This is a genomic window from Edaphobacter modestus, from assembly GCF_004217555.1.
Classification (GTDB): domain Bacteria; phylum Acidobacteriota; class Terriglobia; order Terriglobales; family Acidobacteriaceae; genus Edaphobacter; species Edaphobacter modestus.
Genome location: NZ_SHKW01000001.1, coordinates 3,892,689 through 3,912,805, shown reverse-complemented (window position 1 = coordinate 3,912,805; position 20,117 = coordinate 3,892,689). Strand labels below are relative to the sequence as shown.

11 protein-coding genes are annotated in these 20,117 nt (G+C 59.5%); 7 read left to right on the top strand and 4 right to left on the bottom strand.

The genetic code is table 11. The annotated features are described in order from the left end of the window. Positions 1-45: 45 nt before the first annotated feature. From glpK to BDD14_RS16620, 3 genes are read left to right on the top strand one after another with little or no spacing between them, the layout of a single operon-like run. Positions 46-1,551 carry a glycerol kinase GlpK gene (gene glpK / locus BDD14_RS16630; protein WP_130419778.1) on the top strand — a complete coding sequence of 502 codons (1,506 nt, stop codon included), beginning with the start codon at positions 46-48 and terminating at the stop codon, positions 1,549-1,551. Then, complete coding sequence (locus BDD14_RS16625; protein WP_130419777.1) at positions 1,548-3,107, top strand: glycerol-3-phosphate dehydrogenase/oxidase; 1,560 nt, start codon at positions 1,548-1,550, stop codon at positions 3,105-3,107. The genes glpK and BDD14_RS16625 overlap by 4 nt, the downstream gene beginning before the upstream one ends. Then, complete coding sequence (locus BDD14_RS16620) at positions 3,107-3,844, top strand: MIP/aquaporin family protein (RefSeq protein WP_130419776.1); 738 nt, start codon at positions 3,107-3,109, stop codon at positions 3,842-3,844. The genes BDD14_RS16625 and BDD14_RS16620 overlap by 1 nt, the downstream gene beginning before the upstream one ends. A gap of 670 nt (positions 3,845-4,514) precedes the next feature. Here BDD14_RS16620 and BDD14_RS16615 read toward each other — a convergent pair. Further along, positions 4,515-5,642: an SIS domain-containing protein gene (locus BDD14_RS16615; RefSeq protein ID WP_130419775.1), complete on the bottom strand. Its 1,128-nt coding sequence runs from the start codon at positions 5,640-5,642 to the stop codon at positions 4,515-4,517. A 296-nt stretch (positions 5,643-5,938) separates the two neighbouring features. After that, on the bottom strand, positions 5,939-8,800 hold the full coding sequence (locus BDD14_RS16610) for a PIG-L family deacetylase (protein WP_130419774.1): 2,862 nt from the start codon (positions 8,798-8,800) through the stop codon (positions 5,939-5,941). 169 nt (positions 8,801-8,969) lie between these two features. Here BDD14_RS16610 and BDD14_RS16605 point away from each other — a divergent pair, with 169 nt between their 5' ends. The 4 genes from BDD14_RS16605 (at position 8,970) to BDD14_RS16590 (ending at position 16,301) form a co-directional block, all read left to right on the top strand. After that, entirely contained in the window at positions 8,970-10,205 is a 1,236-nt protein-coding gene (locus BDD14_RS16605) for an ROK family transcriptional regulator (RefSeq protein ID WP_130419773.1), read from the top strand. Between the two features lie 179 nt (positions 10,206-10,384). After that, complete coding sequence (locus BDD14_RS16600; protein WP_165420115.1) at positions 10,385-13,285, top strand: TonB-dependent receptor; 2,901 nt, start codon at positions 10,385-10,387, stop codon at positions 13,283-13,285. Positions 13,286-13,366: 81 nt separating this feature from the next. After that, positions 13,367-14,857 carry an argininosuccinate lyase gene (gene argH, locus BDD14_RS16595; protein WP_130419771.1) on the top strand — a complete coding sequence of 497 codons (1,491 nt, stop codon included), beginning with the start codon at positions 13,367-13,369 and terminating at the stop codon, positions 14,855-14,857. Further along, positions 14,847-16,301: an APC family permease gene (locus tag BDD14_RS16590; protein ID WP_130419770.1), complete on the top strand. Its 1,455-nt coding sequence runs from the start codon at positions 14,847-14,849 to the stop codon at positions 16,299-16,301. The genes argH and BDD14_RS16590 overlap by 11 nt, the downstream gene beginning before the upstream one ends. 12 nt (positions 16,302-16,313) lie before the next feature. Here the strand turns inward: BDD14_RS16590 and BDD14_RS16585 are convergent, their stop codons facing one another. Both BDD14_RS16585 and BDD14_RS16580 read right to left on the bottom strand, forming a co-directional pair. Next, positions 16,314-16,649 (bottom strand): cupin domain-containing protein, encoded by a 336-nt coding sequence (locus BDD14_RS16585; protein WP_242618012.1) that lies wholly within the window; start codon positions 16,647-16,649, stop codon positions 16,314-16,316. A 101-nt stretch (positions 16,650-16,750) separates the two neighbouring features. Beyond that, entirely contained in the window at positions 16,751-20,065 is a 3,315-nt protein-coding gene (locus tag BDD14_RS16580) for an alpha-mannosidase (RefSeq protein ID WP_242618011.1), read from the bottom strand. Positions 20,066-20,117 lie beyond the last annotated feature (52 nt).

Here is a 20,117-nt window from a genome sequence, read left to right as displayed (position 1 = left end):
CGTGGCTTCATAGCAGACTCCATCGGTTGTGAAGAAGGAGGTTGTTTGGCGGCAAAGCAATTCATCCTGGCCCTCGACCAGGGAACGACCAGTTCACGAGCGATGATCGTAGACGCATCCGGAGCCGTTCGCGCCATCGCCCAGCATCCCTTCCGGCAGATCTTCCCCCAGCCAGGCTGGGTCGAGCACTCACCCACCGAGATCTGGTCCTCGCAAAGCGGCGTGGCCACCGCAGCACTCGCCAACGCCGACCTTACCGACCGCGACATCGCCGCCATCGGAATCACCAACCAGCGCGAAACCACCATCGTCTGGGACCGCGAAACCGGGGAGCCGGTCTACAACGCCATCGTCTGGCAGGACCGTCGCACCGCCGAGTTCTGCGACGGCCTCCGCGCCCACTCCGGCGAGATCATCCAGCAGAAGACCGGCCTCATCCCCGACGCCTACTTCTCCGGCAGCAAGGTCAACTGGATTCTTGCCAACGTCGACGGCGCGCGCGCCCGCGCAGAGGCAGGCAGGCTTGCCTTCGGTACCGTCGACAGCTGGCTCATCTGGAAGCTCACCAATGGCACGAGGCATGTCACCGACGTCACCAACGCCTCGCGCACCATGCTCTTCAACATTCACACCATGGACTGGGACGACGAGCTGCTCAACCTGCTCGCCGTTCCCCGCTCCATGCTGCCCGAGGTCGTCGCGTCCAGCGGCGTCTGCGCCACCACCAGCGGACTCATTCATGGCGTACCCGTCGCTGGAATCGCCGGCGACCAGCAGGCTGCGTTGTTCGGCCAGATGTGCACCTCGCCCGGCATGGCGAAGTGCACCTACGGCACCGGCGCCTTCATGCTGCTGAACACCGGAACCACGCCCGTCGCCTCGAAGAATCGGCTCCTCACCACCGTCGCCTGGAAGATCGGCAATACCGTGGAATATGCCCTTGAAGGCAGCATGCTCGTGGCCGGTGCGGTCGTACAGTGGCTCCGCGACGAGTTGCAGATGATCCGAAGCTCTGCCGAAGTGGAGCAGCTTGCCGCTACGGTCAGCAACTCCAACGGCGTCGTCCTCGTCCCTGCCTTCGCCGGTCTCGGCGCACCGCACTGGGACCCCTACGCTCGCGGATCGCTGCTCGGCCTCACGCGGGGAACCTCGCGGGCGCACATCGCGCGAGCCGCCCTTGAAGGAATCGCCCTGCAGGCCACCGACGTCCTCGAGGCGATGCAGAACGACTCCGGCCTCCCGCTCGCGCAGCTCCGCGTCGATGGAGGAGCCGCCGCCAACAACCTCCTGATGCAGATCCAGGCCGACGTGCTTGGCATCGAAGTCGTGCGCCCGAAAAACGCCGAAGCGACCGTCCTCGGCGCAGCCTATCTCGCCGGGCTCGCGGTAGGATACTGGCCCGACAAGGAGACCATCGCCAGCCAGTGGCAGGTCGACCGCATCTTCCGTCCTGCCATCGAACCCCACGACCGCAGCAAAACACGCGCTACCTGGAAGCGTGCGCTCCAGCGCGTCAGCCAGTGGACGCGCGAGGAGGAGACCGCAGGTTGAGCGATCGCTCTCAGATCTTGCGCAGACTCGGCGAGCAGGTGGAGTGGGATGTGCTCGTCATCGGAGGCGGCGCCACCGGCCTCGGGGCCGCCGTCGAAGCCGCCTCCCGTGGCTACAGAACCGCCCTCATCGAGCGCGCCGACTTCGCCAAGGGAACCTCCAGCCGCAGCACCAAGCTCGTCCACGGAGGCGTGCGCTATCTCGAGCAGATGAACATCACCCTGGTCATAGATGCTCTGCGCGAGCGCGGCCTGATGCTTGAGAACGCTCCCCACATCGTCCACGATCTCTCCTTCGTCGTTCCCATCTTCGGCCTCTTCGACCTTCCCTATTACGGCCTCGGCCTCAAGGTCTATGAATGGCTCTCCGGAAGGCTTTCCCTCGGGCCCTCCCGCATGCTCTCGCCCAGCGAGACCCTCGTCATGCTCCCCGGAGTTCGATCCGAAGGCCTCCGCGGCGGTGTGCTCTATCACGACGGCCAGTTCGACGACGCAAGATACGCCATTACCCTCATGCGAACCTTCGAGGAGCTGGGTGGAACGGCCATCAACTACGTGCAAGCGACCGGGCTCATCGAGCACAACGGCAAGACCGTCGGAGTCCATGCCCGCGATCTCGAAACCGATACCCCTTTCGATCTGCGGGCAAAGGCCGTCCTCAACGCCACCGGCGTCTTCACGGAGCAGGTGCTGGCCATGGACGGCAATCGCGAAACCCTGCTCTCGGTGAGCCAGGGATCGCACTTCGTCCTGCCTCCTTCCTTTCTCCCCACCTCGAACGCCATGATGATCCCCAAAACCTCCGACGGCCGGGTTCTCTTCGCCATTCCCTGGCACGGTGCAACCGTCGTCGGAACCACCGACGAGGCCGTCGAGCGGGCCAGCCCCGAGCCTCACGCCATGGCCTCCGAGCGCAGCTTCCTCATGGAGCACATCGGCAGATACCTCGGCCAGAGACCTCGTCCCGACCAGGTCCTGAGCATGTGGTCCGGTCTCCGGCCCCTCGTTCGCAAGGGCGGAGGCGCAACCTCGAAGCTCTCCCGCGATCACACCATCCTGGTTCGCCCCTCCGGTCTCGTCACCGTCACCGGAGGCAAGTGGACCACCTATCGCCGTATGGGCGAAGATGCGATCGACCGCGCCGCTGAAGTCGGCAAGCTCCGCAAGGAGCCTTCACGCACCCGATCGCTGCGGCTGCATGGATGGACGCGCGAACCCGCAGCGGTTGAGTCCGATCGCGTCTACGGATCGGATCTTCCCCGCCTCGAACGGCTTTCGCTGGAAGATCCGCGGATGGACGAGCTCATCCATCCCCGCCTCCCCTACCGGATGCGCGAGGCCGTCTGGGCCGCCCGGCACGAGATGGCAAGAACCGTGGAGGATGTTCTGGCGCGTCGAACCCGAGCCTTGTTTCTCGATGCCCGCGCTGCCATCGAGGCCGCTCCACGAGTCGCCGAGGTGCTGGCGCGCGAGCTTGGCCGCACCGAGCAGTGGAAGACTCGCGACCTCGAGGCCTTCGCCTCTGTCGCGCGCGGTTATGTCTATGAGGGCGAATAATGATCGACTGGTCTGCTGTCGTCGGTGAGTTCTTTGGAACCTTCGTCTTGATCGTCCTCGGCAACGGTGTCGTCGCCGGCGCGCTGCTCAGCCAGTCCAAGGCCCGCAACGCGGGCTGGATCTCCATCACCGCCGGATGGGCCGTCGGCGTCTTCGCCGGGGTCGCGGTCAGCGCCGCCCTGGGCGATGCGGACGGTCATCTCAATCCGGCCTTTACCATCGCCTCCGTAATGATGACCGGCCACGCCGAGCGCCTTTTCACCTACATCCCGGCGCAGATTCTGGGCGCTCTCTGCGGAGCCGCCGTGGTCTGGCTCCACTACAAGCCTCACTGGCAGTTGACCGAAGACCCCGACGCCAAGTTCGCCTGCTTCGCCACCGCCCCCGCGGTCTATGCTCCAGGATGGAACCTGCTCAGCGAGATCATCGGAACCTTTGTGCTGGTTCTGGTGGCCACGGCTCTCTTCTCCAAGCGCATCGCTCCGGCGGGCGTCGCTCCCGGGCTGGGACCGCTGCTGGTAGGCGCGCTGGTCTGGGGGATCGGACTCTCGCTCGGTGGAACCACCGGCTACGCCATCAATCCGGCCCGAGACCTCGGACCTCGGCTCGCACACGCCCTTCTACCCATAGCAGGGAAGGGAAGTTCAGCCTGGGGATATGCCTGGATTCCGGTCCTCGGACCGGTCATCGGGGCTATCCTCGCAGTTGCGGTCATCCGGACCTTCAACGTCGCCTGATCCCGTCCGTACGCGGAAACCTGTCAACCCGAAACCCCTTCAACCAACTCATTCTAAGTGACATAAATTTGCCGTTTAGTTTTATCGGTTCTTCTAAAATAGAACTATCAGGAAAAACCATTCTGGCGTTGAATCGGAAATTCACACGACGAAATTGATCCAGCTCCGAAGACACAACGTCATCTGACGCCAATACCGATAGAGGAAAAGTATCATCCGAGCGGAGCGTAGCGGAGTCGAGGGACTGCAGAGGAAAAGTGTCATCCTGAGCGGAGCGTAGCCAAGTCGCGGGATCCGCAGAGGAAAAGTATCATCCGAGCGGAGTCGAGGGACTGCAGAGGAAAAGTGTCATCCTGAGCGGAGCGTAGCGGAGTCGAAGGATCTGCGGTTTGTACCGACTAGACCATGTCGAACACGCCAAGGCATGCCCTCCACCTCGCGGCACGATTTTATGGCGAATGGAATAAGCCGTTATTTATCAATATTTTAGTAGATAAACCACGTGGAATCAATATTTTGAGCCTACATCCCTCCGATAAGCACCTTAGTATCAATATTTTATGGGAAATAGGGGGGGGGGAGGGGCACACCCGCTTCCAACGCGTCACAGCAGGGATCCTGCGACGCCCGCCCCCGCGCGAGGTGGCGAGGCGAGCGTCGCTCCCAGGATTTACTCCTCGACGACTGCCTTCACCAGGTTGCGGGGATTGTCCACATCGATATCGCGCCCAATGGCCATGAAGTAAGCCAGGAGCTGCAACGGAACCACCTCGAACAGCGGCGAGATGTACTCGGCCGTGGCTGGAACCTGGATCGTGTGATCGCTCAGCTCGGCGATCCGCGTATCCCCTTCCGTCACGATCGAGAGAATCTGCGCTCCCTGCTTATGCATGTCGCGGACGAGGTTCAGCGTCTTCTCGTAACGGAGCACGGAGTCAGGCGCCTGCGGATCGCACGTAGCCAGCACGACCAGAGGGTTGTTGCGATTCACCAGTGCGTTCGGACCGTGCTTGAGCTCTCCCGTCGGATAGCCTTCGGCCTGGATGTATGCCGATTCCTTGAGCTTCAGCGCGCCTTCGCGGGCGATCGGATAGTGAACGCCACGGCCAAGGAACAGGAAGGTCTCCGCATCGCGGAGCGAGGAAGCAATCTGCGAAACCTGCTCCTCCCAGGCCGGAAGAGCGGCCTTCAGTGCGGCCGGAACCGCGAAGAGTCGCTCAAGGTGAGATTCGACCACCGCGCGGGTCATGCAGCCCCGAATCCGGGCCGTGTAAAGCGCAAGCAGCGAGACCACCGCCAGCTGCGTGGTAAAGCTCTTCGTCGCGGGAACGGCGCGCTCGATCCCGGCGTGCGTCGGAAGCGAGCAGCCGGCGAGCTTCGCCATCGACGATTCCGGCTTGTTGGTGATGGCAATCGTTGAGCTGCCACGTGCAATCGCCTCGCGAAGAGCCTCGGAGGTGTCGGCCGTCTCACCCGATTGCGAGATCACGACGAAGCACGGATTGTGAAGGGTCTGGGTAGAGCGATAGATATATTCGCTGGCATACTCCACGTCGACCGCGATTCCAGCCAGGTCTTCGAAGAGAATCTCGCCGGCAAGTCCGGCATGGCGGCTGGAACCCGAGGCGGCGATGAGGATGCTGTCGCGGCCCACGAGAGCCTGGCGGGCAGCCACGAAGACCTCTTCGCGGAGGCTTGCGCCGTCCGCATAGGCGGAGAGGGTCTCCGTGATGGCGCGAGGCTGGTCAAAGATCTCGCGGAGCATGGCGTGGGGAAAAGTGCGATTGGTCAAGTCCATGAAGTTGTCTATACCTGTATAGAAGTCTAACCGTTCCTCGCAGCCGAAGCGGCAACGGACGGTTGCCCAGCGTCAACTTACCCGATGCATGCCGTGTGTGTCACATCCATCGAAGCCGCCGGCAGACCGCGCGGTATCCTCGCCCGGCTAATCCGTTACACGCTCGCGGCTGCGACCCGGCAGCGAGGCTTTGTTCCCGCGATTCCGACGCAGCGCCGCGTAGTTTCAGCTGCATCTTGCAAGTCGTAAAAAAATAGCGGTGCGAGAGGCCACCCCCGCACCCGCCGTAGAGAATTCTAGTGAGTTCCCGCAACTGCAGGAGGGGCATCCTTGCCGAGCGCCAGGCCGGGATTCTTCCCCATGCTGAGGAGGTTCGCCATGATTCGGAAAGAACCCGGAACTCCATCGGGCATCTGGCGATAGAACGCGTAGGAGAGATAAACGTAAGCTCCCTTGCCATAACGCGCGTACAACAGTCCTCCCTTTTGAGGGTCCTGGTCGGTGTCGTGCATCTCGGTCAAAGCGATGTAGTGCGAATCCCACTCGCGCATGAAGCTATGGCCGCGCTCCTCCACCCAGTGATCGAAGTCCGTGGTCGTGATCTTGTTCGGCCAGTTGAGCACGGGATCGTTGGGAGCAAGGATGGAAACCTTGTTGTCCTCCTCCACCACCTTCTCCGGATCTCCGGAGAGAGTGAGCGGATAGGGACCGTAGTTGTGGTCGTACTCCTGGGTCTGGTATTGAACGACCACGGTTCCGCCGTTGTGAACGTACTCGAGCAGCCGATTGTTGAACGTCTTCAACTCGGGCCGGGCGGCGTAGGCGCGGATGCCGAGGATTATTGCGTCGTAGTGAGAGAGATCGGCGGAGGCGATCTCTCCGGCAGAGAGCATGTTCGGATGGATCCCGATGTCCTCGAGCGAGGTGGCGACGTCGTCGCCGGTTCCCATGACGTAACCGATGTTGAGATTCGGCGCAGTCTTCACGTCCACTCCCGTGGTGCGATAGGCAGCGGCGCGGTAGTGAGGATAGGGGCGCAGACCGGGATAGCCGACCGTCTGGAAGCCCTGGGTAAACTTCTCTCCGTTGAACTCAGCCACAGCGGTGATGGTGTAAGGCTTCGTCTGGACCTGCTGCGGCTGCACGTGGAAGATCAGATTCTGATCCTCTCCTTCCCGCATGGTGGCGAAGCTGGCCACCTCGGGAGTGGACCTCCAGCCGGCGGGAAGATCGAGCCGCACCGTTCCCTTGGCTGGACCTTTCACGCTGCTGTGCAGCTCCACATGGAGCTCGATTGCAGCGCTGTTGAGCGCAACGACTCCGGCATACGGAGTGACGGAGAGCGAGATGGCCGGCGCAATCAGCAAGGGCTCGAGGACAGGGCCTTCGCCATTGATGCGGTGCACGGTTTGGACGACACCGGTCAACTTAATCGCCACATCGTGGTATGTAACCGTTGCGGTGGCAAGAAGAGGATACGGCCGGGTTGGAAGGTTGAGATAACGGAGGTCGTTAATGTCGTAGTAAGACTGCTCAAGGCTCGGCCGGCTGAAATAAGGCTTTGTCAGCTCGGCGGTGCGGGGAACCGTGATATCGAAGGTCTGATCGCACGTTCCACCTGCAGCGAGCTTGGGCGCGGCAGAACCTTTGGGTGTGATGGTAAAACCTGTTCCCGCTTCAGAGACGACATCGACTGCGCTGAGAGCCACAGGATCGCTCCCCTGGTTGGCAATGTGAACCGCCACCGCAACCTTGTCGCCCGGCACCACGGTCTGCGAGGTAGGCACCTGCGTCGACATGTCGCCGAAGGGTCCCATGCGTCCCGGTGCGGCGCTGCCCTCGGTAGTGTTGGCCAGCAGAGCAAGACCAAGAGCCTGCTGGAGAGCGAGGTTGAACTGCTGCTGCTTTACGGTCAGCTCGTGCGTCATGTTGTAGCGAGCTTCGGCGGGCAGCTTGCTCTTGGCAACTTCCTCCAGCAACGCGTTGGTCTGCGTCAGCCCCCTGGCCAGAGCAGGTGCACTCGTTGCAGGGTTGGCGGCGTTGAACCCGCTGATGGCGGACTCGACCGTCGCATTGAGCGCGTTCAGCTTTTCGCGCCACGACTCCTGCTCGCCCTGAGGAGCGTAGGAGGCGATACCGGCAAGCGTGATATCGATGCCATCGAAGAAGGTCTTCTCCTTCGCGGCGGATGTCACGTGCGAGGCGTAGCGATGGTACGGCGTGGAGAAGGCACGAGGAAGCGGCACGGCAATTCCTCCGTTCTGGGTCTTCTGCTCGTTGAGACCCTCGCGGGAGAGCTGCATGTACGAGGTGCCGAGCATGGGGTTGTAGTTTCCGCTGGGAATCTCGAGCGTCGTTGAGGGAACACCCTCGATCCAGGTGTTGTCGACGTAGTTGCGGAAGCGCACGGGAGCGTAGCGGCCAGTGGCGTAGTCGTAGATTCCCTTGTCGGTGACGCGAGCGAAGGGAACGCGGCCGTAGACTTTGAGCGGCGACCAGGGTAGCAGGCCCGCTTTGATCTGATCGGGGAAGACTTTGGGATCGGCCGCCATGGCGTACACACGCTGCGCCATGTAACCCGCGACCTGATGATGACCGTGTCCGTCGGAGACGTTGCCGACGAAGACGCTGGTGACGACGAGCGGCCGCTGAATCCGAATGGCGCGAACGACGTCGTAGAGGACACGATCTTCGCCCCAGGTCTTGAGGGCCTCCTCGATGGTCTTGGAGAAGCCGAAATCGGCAACGCGCGTCCAGTACTGGTGAACGCCATAGTAGTTTCCGGCGGCGAGAAGCTCCTGGGTACGAAGCGTTCCAAGCTGATCCCAGTAGTCGCCTGTCATCACGTTCTGTCCGCCCTCGCCGCGGTTGAGCGTAAGCAGCGTGGTATCGACGCCCTGGCCACGGCTCTCGTAGGTGAGCATTCCACCGTCCTCATCGTCGGGGTGCGCGGTGACCATCGCCAGCGAGGCGCGGGTGTGAAGCTTTTGAAGTGTTTGCGCGAGACCTGTAGAACCACGATCGACGGAGAGCGGCCGGGCGTACGCGGACTGATACCGAGCGGGCTCAGACTGCTGGGCCACAGCGGCTGCTCCCTGCAAAGAGAGGGAGAGGGTAAGGATCGTGGCGATGGTTCCGCGACGGACTTCAGGTCTCATGAACGAACGGCTCCTGGAGGTACGACTCTTTACTACAGATGATCTTCTATTTGGTTGCGGTGCTGTTGAGAGGATAGATTCTTTCTTTGCTGGTAATGGATTATCAGACACTTTAAACTTTGTAAAGAGTATTAACAAATATAGGATATGATGCACGACAGACGACCTCATGCGATTCCAGTCCACTTCCTCAATTCAATATCCATCAGGCTCGGGGACGCAGCCTTCGCGTCCGTCGCATCTTCGCCAGGTGAACGCGCTTGGACTTCTGCGCCTTCTTCGAGAACACAATCCATGCTCGAAGGCCGATCTGGTGCGACTATCGGGGTTGAGCGCGCCAACGGTTTCGAGCGCGGTGGCTTATCTCGAATCGCTGGATCTTGTAGAAAATCTTGGTGATGGTGAATCGAGCGGCGGACGGCCACCCGAGATGCTGCGCTTTAATGCCAACCGTGGCTTTGTAGCAGGCGTCGATATTGGTGGGACGCGGCTGCGCATGGTTCTGGCGGATTTGAACGGTCGCGTGGTGACGCAGTGGGCTACGCAATTTACAGAACGGCAGAGAGCGCCAAAGGCCGTCTGCGCCTTGATTCACGATGGACTGAAGAGGATGTGCCAGGAGGCTTCCACCTCGCTGAAGAAGGTCCTGCACATCACGGTGGGGGCACCGGGAGTGACGAATGTCACCTCCGGCATAGTGCTTTCGGCTCCGAATCTGAAAGACTGGAACGATGTTCCGCTGCGCACGATGGTCGAGCGCGAGACTGGAATTGAAGCAACGGTAGACAACGATACGAATCTGGCCGCGGTCGGCGAGCACTGGCGAGGATCGGCCTCCGGGGTCGAGGATTTTCTCTTCATCGCGCTCGGAACCGGCGTGGGCGCGGGGATCTTTCTCCGCGGACGGCTGCACCATGGAGCGAACTGGAGCGCAGGGGAGATTGGCTATGCTGCCGTGAGTGGACGACCGAGGCAGGCGCTTGAGGTTCACTCGACAGGTCAAATGGAACGTGCGATCGGTGGCCTGGGTATCGAAGCAGAATGGCAAAGGTTGCTGGGGCGCGAGCGAGGCGCCAACGTAAGCGAGCTCGCAAAACTGCGCGCAACAGAGATCTTCGATCTTGCTGTGGACGGCGATCGGCTGGCTGCGCAGATCGTGCAATACGCCGCGCAGATACTGGCGGATTGCATCGTGGATATGTCGCTGACGCTGGACCCGGAGGTAGTGATTCTGGGCGGCGGCGTTGGCTCACATCCCGAGCTTTGTAGAAGCACCGAGAAGCTGCTGGCTCGCAACGAGTTCGCGAAACCGCAGGTGCGGTCGAGCTCTTTGGGAACGCAGGCGCAGCTTCACGGTGCAATTTCTCTCAGCCTGTCCGCCTCCGAAGCTCGCCTGCTGGACTAGGCGGCACACGAGAATTTTATTGACAGTCCGTCAATGTTTCACTAGTGTGAAGGCACCTTATCACTTCCTAAATAGGTTTTACTAAGTTTCCGTCTCAGGGCGGGCTTTCGCGATCCCAGCTAGCGTCTCGCGTTTCCAGATTGCAAAGATCCGTTTTTGGCGGCCCCAGGAGGCACACCTTGTCGACTCTTCGCAGTGTACGAAGCTCCATTCTCGGAGCCGCGCTTTTCGCGGCACTCCCTGTTTTGATTGCTCCTTTCCCCGTATGGGGTCAGTCGCAGTCGATCAACGGCACCATTCGCGGACACGTAACGGATGTGAGCGGGGCTTCCGTAGGCGGCGCCAGCGTGACGATAACCAACGCGGAGGTGGGCTACACGAGAACGATCCAGACGACATCGGATGGGTACTACGTGTTGGTCAACCTGCCGCTGGGAACCTACAGCGTCTCAATTACCAAAGAAGGTTTTTCCACGGCTCATTTCGATCAAATCCCATTATCTGCAGGTAAAGAGGCCACGCTGGACAGTTCGCTGGTGGTGGGAAGCACAAGTGAACAGGTTGAAGTGACAGCGTCGATTGCGAATATCGACCCTTCGACGCTGAATGTGCAGCGCACACTGGACTCGCGCGAGGTGGAGAATCTTCCGCTGACCTCACGCAATCCGTATAACTTTATTCTTTTTCAGCCTGGCGTCAGTGGACACCCCAATCCGGAGCTCGGAATTCCGCGCACGATCAACACCAACGGCCTTCTGGACCGCATCAACTACCAGATGGACGGCATGGTGAACACGCAGAGCGATCGCATTGGCCTGCGTCTGTTCCCGATCGGCAATATCTTCGTCAAAGAGGTGCAGACGGTCTCCAACAGCTTTGCCCCGGAGTTCGGGTGGACCTCGGGCAATGTCTATAACGTGATCTCCAACAGCGGCACCAACAACTATCACGGCTTGTTCCAGTGGCTCCGTCGCTGGCAGGACGCAACGGCGTATCCGTTCTTCGCCAACAAGTCGCAACCGAAGCCCAACCTGGAGTTGGAGGATTACTCGGCGAACATGGGCGGTCCTGCCATCAAGGACAAGCTGTTCTTCTTCGGGTCCTATGAACACCTGGTGCGCGGGCAGCCTGCACCAGTCACGATCACTCCGGCGAATATTCAGGCTCTCGGGCTACCACCCGATCAGGTTGCAGCAGCGCCCGGTCTGCTCCATGGCACCTTCGTACTGGGACGCGGTGACTGGACCATCAACCAGAAGAATTCTCTTTTCATCCGGTATAACTACTTCAAGAACGATTTCCCTTTCAACACGCAGGTCGGCGGGCTGAATACTCTCAGCACAGGAGTTGACTTCCTCGATCGCGCACACGTGATCGGCATGCAGCTCACCTCGACGATCAACGATCATCTCCTGAACGAGCTTCGCTTCTCCTGGCCCTTCCGTAACAACTCGCACTTCCCCGGACCGCAGGGCGGGACCGATCCAGCCATTATCATCACCAACATCGCGGCCCTGGGCGCATCAAACAGCGGCGGCGATCAATACACCGACAAAGTCCCCAGCGGAAGCGAAAACGTTACTTATGTTCGCGGAGCCCACACGATCAAGGGAGGATTCAGTCTGGCGCAATTGATCAATCGTCAGCGCCTCGTGAGTTTCAATACCTACACCTTCCGCAGCGTCGCAGATTATCTCGCAGCAAAGAATGGAACCAATCCTTACAGCTATAGCCAGTTTGCAAGCCAGCAGGACAAGAACGGGCTTGGGTATGCCTCGATGTTTTTTGGAGCTTACATTCAGGACACGTGGCAGCTGTCGCCGAAGCTCGTGGTGGTTTACGGTGGCCGCTATGATCGCTTCAAGGGACCGCAGGCTAATCCCAATGCACCCTTCGTAAACTCACAACGCTTCAACACGCCGAATACCAACTTTGCACCTCGGCTCGGCGCGACATACCGGCTGGACGATAAGACGGTTTTGAAAGCTTCGGCTGGCATGTTCTACCAGGCGACGCCAACGAACCTCTGGTTCAACGCGCTGAATCTTGACGGGTCGAATCGCACCAACAGCTTTACGATCACACAGCCTGCGGGCGCTACGAGCGGTGTACTGGCATTCCCGAATATTCCCGCAAGCGGTGTGGGAGCACGGCAGAACGTAACCACTGTTTCGCCGACGTTCAAGAATGAGTACACCTGGAACGCAACGATGCAGCTCTCGCATGAGTTCAGCCGCTACGATACGTTTATGGTTGGCTACATCATGACGAGTGGCCGCAATTTGATGTACCAGCACAACATCAACGTGAAAAACCCGATTCGGTTCCTTGCGGATGGTCGTCCAGTCTTCGATACGGCGGTCAATGCGAATACACGTATGGATACTCGGTTCGATCAGATCAACCAGGTCGAGTCCGGCGCGAATACAAGCTTCAATGCGCTGATTGTGAACTATACGCGTTCGCTTGCTCGCGGTATCCAGATCAATGGTAACTACACGTGGTCACACACGATCTCGGATGGCCCAGAGGTGAACACGTTCGAAGTAGCTCCAGCCTCTTCAGGCATCGAAGATCCGACCAATCTTAAACGCGACCGCGCTAACAGCAGCGTAAATCATCCGAATGCGTTCAACCTGACAGCGGTGATGGAGCCGACATTCACATTGAGCAACCGCTTCCTGAACTCGGCTGCCAATCACAACATGATTGCGCTGCTGGCCAATGTCAGCTCGGGCGACCAGGCAAGCGTTCTGACAGGCGTGACGCTCAATGGAGACTCCTCAACGCAGAGTGTGACACGGCCGGCGTTTGTGGGAAGAAACACCGTGCGTTCACCAAATGTCTATCAGATTGATGGACGCTACACACGCTCATTCCCGAAGCTGTTTGATCGCCTCTCGACGTCGTTCCTACTTGAAGCGAACAACATCTTCAACCATACCAACGTAACCGGCATAGCCACGACGCAGGCCGTCAATGCCACGACGGGCATTTCGACGGGGGCGGCACCGACCGTCGTTCGCAGCTCCGTGCTCGAGGCTCGCATCGTGCAGTTCGGCGTTGCTGCCCGCTGGTAGTCAATCGCGGTGGCGTAAACCGATAATGGTTTTGCGCCACCTATTTTTTGTCTTGAAACAGGAAGTGTAGAAGGAAGACGGATGAAGAACCCCGGCCAGAAGACGAAGTTTCCAGCTCCCATTTATCGCGATACCGTGCTGGCCCCGGTCTTCGCCGATGCGAAGCGATTTTTTCTGGAGCCTCTGCTCGAGATCGAATATGCCCACACGCTGATGCTTGCGCGCCAGGGCATCATGCCAAAGAACGAGGCCGCTGCCTGCATTCGCGCGGTGGAAGCGCTGGATCGTGCCGAAGTAGAGGCCACCCAGTACGACGGAAGCTTTGAAGATCTCTTCTTCTACCTGGAAAAGAAGTTTGCCGCCTCGTGCGGCGAAGAGGTAGCCGGAAAGATGCATACGGCGCGGAGCCGGAACGACATCGACCTTACGATGTATCGCATGGTGCTGCGTGGAAGGCTGATGCGGATCTTCGATTCGCTGCTGGAGCTGCGGCGTTTCCTGGTTGAGCTGGCCTGGACGCATCGAGTAGCTCTGATGCCTGCGTATACGCATAATCAGCCTGCGCAGCCAACAACGCTGGGCCACTACCTGATGGCGTATATCGAAGTGCTGGAGCGCGACGCGGAGCGCATTCGCGAGAGCTTTGTGCGGGTGAATCGCAGCCCGCTGGGAGCGTGCGCGATTACGACGACCGGGTTTCCGATCGATCGGGATTTCACGGCGAAGTTGCTGGGCTTCGATGGGCTGCAGATGAACTCGTACGGTGCGATCGCAGCGGTGGACTATCTGGTCGAGAGCTGCGGCGTGGTGGCGACCGCGATGCTAAGCCTGGGAAGATTTACGCAAGACCTGCTGCTGTGGAGCACGGTGGAGTTTGGATACCTGCGGCTGAGCGATGCCTATGTGCAGATTTCGAGCATCATGCCGCAGAAGCGGAATCCAGTTCCACTGGAGCATGTTCGCGTGCTTGCCAGCCGCGCACTCGTGGAGGCGCAAGGCGTAGTGGGGAGCCTGCACAACACCCCTTTCGCCGACATGAACGATGCCGAGGATGATCTGCAGCCGCTGGTGTATACCGCATTCGACGATGCGGAGCGGAGCATTCGTCTGCTGACTGGAGCACTCGAAGAGGCGGAGTTCAATACGGCGAAGATGGCGAAGGCAGCAGATGGAAATTTCCTGCCGGTCACGGAGCTTGCCGACACACTGGTGCGCACGACTGGCATGACCTTCCACGCCGCTCATACGATGGTGAGCGGTGCCGTCCGTGAGCTGCGAGGAGCATACGATGCCGATGCGATGACGGAGATTGTCGAACGTGAGCTGCAAGGACGATATACACTGTCCCGCGAAACCATTCGCGACGCGTTGCGAGCGGAGAACTTCGTCGCAGTTCGGAGGATTCCGGGTGGGCCCGCCGCGGAGGCACTGGGTCCTGAGATTCTTCGCGCTCGCGATGCAATCTCGATGGACGAAACCTGGTCAAGAGAGAGAAGGCAACGCATTGCGGAGGCGCAGGAAACGATGAGAGCCGAGTGCAACAGGTTGACAGGACGGACGGATGGACGCTGAACGCCTCGAGACCTCGCCCGTCAAGGTAAAGCCGCTGGAGTTGCAGCGGGGCCTTTCGACGTCCTCCGCGCTTGGATTGAACGTGATCGGCATGGTGGGGATAGGACCCTTCGTGACGCTGCCCCTGATCGTCGCTGCGATGGGCGGACCGCAGGCGATGCTGGGATGGATTCTGGGTGCAGCGCTCTCTCTGTGCGATGGGATGGTCTGGAGCGAGCTGGGGACGACGTATCCGGAGGCCGGAGGATCATACGCCTATTTGAAACATCTCTATGGCGAACGCGGTTTAGGGCGCGTCCTTTCCTTCCTTTACGCCTGGCAGATCCTTTTCAGCTCGCCGCTTTCAATTGCGTCAGGATGTATTGGATTTTCTCAGTACGTGTCTTTCTTTCTTCCAAATTCCGCTCGTCCCTTTTTCTCCACCAGGTTTCTCGGCGTTCCGATTGTGGTGAGCGGACAAACTCTGATTGCGATGGGGGCGTGCGCGCTTGCCCTCGCTGTTCTTTACCGCAGCATCGTGGCGATCGATAAGATCGTTCGCTGGCTGGGGATCGCGGTCGTGCTGACGCTGGTGTTCATCATCGTGGCGGGCTTTACTCATTTCGATTCAAGGATCGCTTTCGACTTTCCTGCCGGCGCTTTTCAACTGAACAGCGCGTTCTTTATGGGCCTTGGAGCAGGCCTGCTGATTGCAACATACGACTACGGCGGATATTACAGCGTCTGCTTTGTGGGTGCGGAGGTTCGAGATCCGCAGCGTACGATTCCGCGAGCTGTGCTCGGTTCGGTCATAATCGTCGGAACGCTATACCTATTGATGAACATCAGCGTACTGGGTGTGCTGCCGTGGCAAGAGATGATGCATGACAACGGCAGCCATGCGCGGATGTTCACGATGGCCGTGTTCATGGAGCGGATCTACGGACACGGAGCTGCAGGCGTAATCGTGGTCCTGATTGCCGTGGCCGCGTTGTGTTCCGTGTTTGCGCTCCTGCTCGGTCAGTCACGCATTCCCTTCGCAGCAGCGCGCGATGGCAACTTCCCTTCGTGGTTTGGCGCCATCCACCCAAAGCTGCGAATGCCACATCATGCGTTGCTGACACTGGGCACGATGACGATGATCTGCTGCATCTTCCGGCTGCAGGAGGTGATCACTGCCCTTGTCGTGATTCGGATCCTGTTTCAGTTTTTGCTGCAGGGACTGGCGGTGCTGCTGCCAAAACACAGACGAGAGCGCAAGGTGCGTGGATATCGGATGCCACTGTATCCGATCCCCGCTTTACTTGCGCTTGCAGGATTTCTCTTCATCCTGTTCTCGCGAACAAACTTTGTGCGGGAGATACGGACGGCAGGTGTAATCCTGCTAGTTGGGCTGGTGGTTTACGGGGTTCGCTTCATGGGTGGAAGCCGCGGAGACGACAAGATCGCTCAACCTGAAATTTAATTCTTCGCGCGGCTACTTCAACAGATCGCGATAGTCTTCGCGAGTGGGCGTGAAGACGTCCAGGACCTCGGAGGCTTCGAGGGCAGATGCCTGATGCTCTACGCCTCCATCGACGATGAAACTGTCGCCGGCGCGAGCATCGAAGACCTTGCCGTCAACATCGACCCGGATCGCTCCACTGATGACGTAGACGAGTTGGTGATGCGGGTGGCTGTGACGCCCGCCGACCCAGTCGGCGTCGAAAAAATGTCGAATGAGCATGAGTTGGTCGGTGTTGGCGAGCACCTGACGGCGCATTCCAGGTTCGGGAGTAAAGGTCTTGGGATCCTGATTGCGTACAAGGCTCATGCTGTTCTCCATTGCTTCAGTTTACGTCTCGAGTTGAGGGCTTATGGAGTAAGAGGGCAAGTCGCCTTTGCGACTCGCCCTCTCGCGTTTTCTTTGAAGGATTAGGGCTTCGACGGCTGCGGATAGTCGACGCGGATGGAAAGGATCTCGTACGGGCTGATATGCGCTGTCACCTTATCCCCGGAGAGCGCGAGCGGCGATCCCGTAGGCTTCTCCATCAGGTTGGTCTCGGTGGCGGCGCTGGCTCCAGCAGGCACCGTGAAGGTGACGTCGCCCTGCTTACCCGCCCATTCGAAGACACGGAAGATCAGACCGTTATCATCCTCGGCCTTCTTGACGGCGGTGAGAACGACGTTCTCCGGCGAGACCGATGCGTAGGAGTGTTCGAGCGGAAGCGGACCTGCGTGCGGCGCGACCTGTTGAGCGCGAAGCTCGTAGTTGTACTGGTAACCGTGGCGTTCCGTAAGGGCCTGCTTCCAGGTTCCGGCGTGAGGATAGAGCGCATAGCTGAAGTGCTGACGGCCTTGATCCGCATCGGGATCGGGCCATGTGGCGGAACGCAGCAACGTAAGCCGCAACGTATTGTCGACGGCATCGTAGCCGTACTTCGCCTCGTTCAGCAGACTGAAGCCGTGCCTGGAATCGCCAAGATCAGCCCAGCGCATTGCGGGGACCTCGAACCTTGCCTTCTCCCAGGAGTTGTTGCGAGTTGTAGGACGCTCGATGGTTCCGTAGGGGATCTCGTAGGTCGCCATGGGCCCGGACGCAGCGAGGGCGAAGGCTGCCTTGAGCAGAACGTGCTTCTCATGCCAGTCAATGTCGTTGATGACATCGACTGTGTCCGTATCGGCGTAGAGCTGGATGTCCTGAACGAACTTCGAACTCTGCCAGGTACGGGTTACACGGATGACTGCGCGCATCGGCCCCTTCTCAACCAGCTCGACGGAGTCGACCTTATCGATGGGAGTCATGTGGTCGAGTGTGCCGGGATCGATGTTCCAGGCATCGTAGTTCTTGGGAAGATCGGCAAAGGTCTGCAATTGATTACCGCATGAACCCTTAGCAAGAGATTCGAATTTGGCCTTCTTGTCATAGAGGCTGGTGATGCATCCTGTATTGGAATCAACTTCGAGGCGAAGGAATTCGTTCTCGATCGTTGTGCCGCTGGCCTTCAGGTCGGTTTTGAAAGACTTCTCGCCAGCCACAGCATGCAACACCTGATACCCGAGCGATGGAACATCGTGCGCCTGAACCAGCAGTTTGTAGCTTCCGTTCTTGGCATCGCTGGAAAGCAACTTCGCCGGCACCACCTTGTTGTGCTCGTCGAGCAGTGAGATCCCGTTGCTGGAAGCATTGGGCATCTGCACGTCCACCGTCGTTACGCCGGTATGCGACCATGCGAGCGGGTTGAAGACAAGAACAGGGACATCGCCTGCGGCCTTGGTATTTACGTTTGCGGCGAGGGTATGGAGTGAATTAGCGGAGATCTCGTTGGTCTCAAGCCGCACCTGGTCGAACTCGGCCTGGGCTTCTTTGTAGATAACGCCGATGCCGGAGCCGGCGGCAAGATCGTGGAAGCCGTTGAAGGCGATCTTCTTCCACGCATCCGTGAACTGATCGTTGGGATAGGCGTTCCCGTTGAGCCATGCGAGGGAGGCGTACTTCTCGGCGTTGATGGTCTGCTCTTCGCTCTCGCGCATGTTGCGCTTGTGTTGGGCCTGCGTGGTAAACACTCCACGGTGATATTCGAGATACATCTCGTCGTTCCAGGTGGGAATACCGATCTTGCCGGTGTCAGGCGTGGGAGCATTGTAGCCCTTGGCGATGGAGGTGTAATCCCATGTGGGTGAGTTGGACGAGACCTTTTGCTCGATGTCGGTGAAGTAGCTCTGCGCCGTGCCGAACTTCAGCTTGGGAACGATCATGCCGTCCTTCGCCCAGTGGTTGCCTTCATCGAGCATGGCGCGGGTGGGTCCGCCACCGTGGTCGCCAACGCCGTAGAGATCCATCATCTGCTCCATGCCGGGAGAACGCTGGCGAGCGACAGCGAGATCAGCGGAGAGGCGTACGGGGTTGAGGTTGTTATTTGCGTAGTCGTGCGGGAAGTAGGTGAGGACCTTGCTGCCGTCAGGTGACTCCCACCAGAAGAGCTTGAAGGGCATCTGGTTGGTATCGTTCCAGGTCATCTTCTGGGTGACGAAGTAGTCCATGCCGGAACGCTTGTAGATCTGCGGCAGCTGCCAGTTGTAGCCGAAGGAGTCGGGGTTCCAGCCGATGCGGACGTCGACGCCGTACTCTTTCTGGAACCAGCGCTTGCCGATGAGCAGCGAGCGGACCTGCGATTCGCCATCGGGCATGTTGAGATCGGGCTCGACCCACATGCCGCCGACTATCTCCCAGCGGCCTTCCTTGATGCGCTTCTTGATCTCGTTGTTGATGGTGGGATACTTCGTCGCCATCCACTCGTTGTAGGCAGCGGCGGACTGGGTGTAGGTATAGTCCGGATACTCGTTCATCAGCTGCAGCGCGGTGGAGAAGGTGCGCTTGACGGCATCGACAGTCTCGGAGACGGGCCAAAGCCACGCAGCATCGATGTGCGAGTTGCCGGTGAGATGGATGGTCGCCTGCTGAAGAGTTGGCTTAAGCGTTTCGAGTTTTTGGCGGGCAGTATCGAGCGAGGAGTCGAACTTCGGCTGATTGTTGGAGTCGAGCGCAGAGAGATCTACGGCAGCGATGGACTGCTCGAGCGTAGCCATGTCCTGCTTCGTCTGCTGCGAGAGCGAGGGCAGAAGTACGGCGGTCGAAAGGAACTCGAGTCTCAGGTCGGAGGGATTCGGGCGTCCCTTGGCGAATTCGATGCGTGTGGAGACAGATGCGAAGTTCTTGGTATCGACGGTCTGGAGCAGCTTCACGGCTACGAGAATTTTGTCGCCTGGCTTGGCCTGATCGAAGAGGACGATGGGCTCCAGATCATCGCCGAGTGCGACACGCCGTCCGTTGAAGTAAACAATCTCGGGGACGGGGCCGTTGGCGTTGGCGCGGAACTGAAACCAGATGCGCGAGCCGGTGAGATCGTAACCATTGAGAGTCTTCGGCACCTCGACCAGGCGGCGATACCAGACGGCCTCGACCGGAGCCTTGCTGTGCGGTTTGGCCTCGGGCCAGGAAGAATCGTTGAGCGCGGGGTCTTCGCCGTGCGCCAGATCGCCTACGTGGTAACGCCACTCATCTCCGGGAAGATTGTCGAACGTGGAGAGGCGCTCGAGAGTCTTCTGAGACTGCGGGGACAACGTTTGCAGAATGTCGGAGACCTCTTTTGCCGACTGTGCGTGGAGGGAGGGCGAGGCAAAAAGAGTTAAGGCAAGCAGTGCTTTTACCGTGGTGCGCAGCGCAGGAAGGCGGAGAGGGAGGATCAACGGGGTACGGCTCCTTGTTGGACTGTTCGGCGTCGGTTTTTCGACGAGGTTT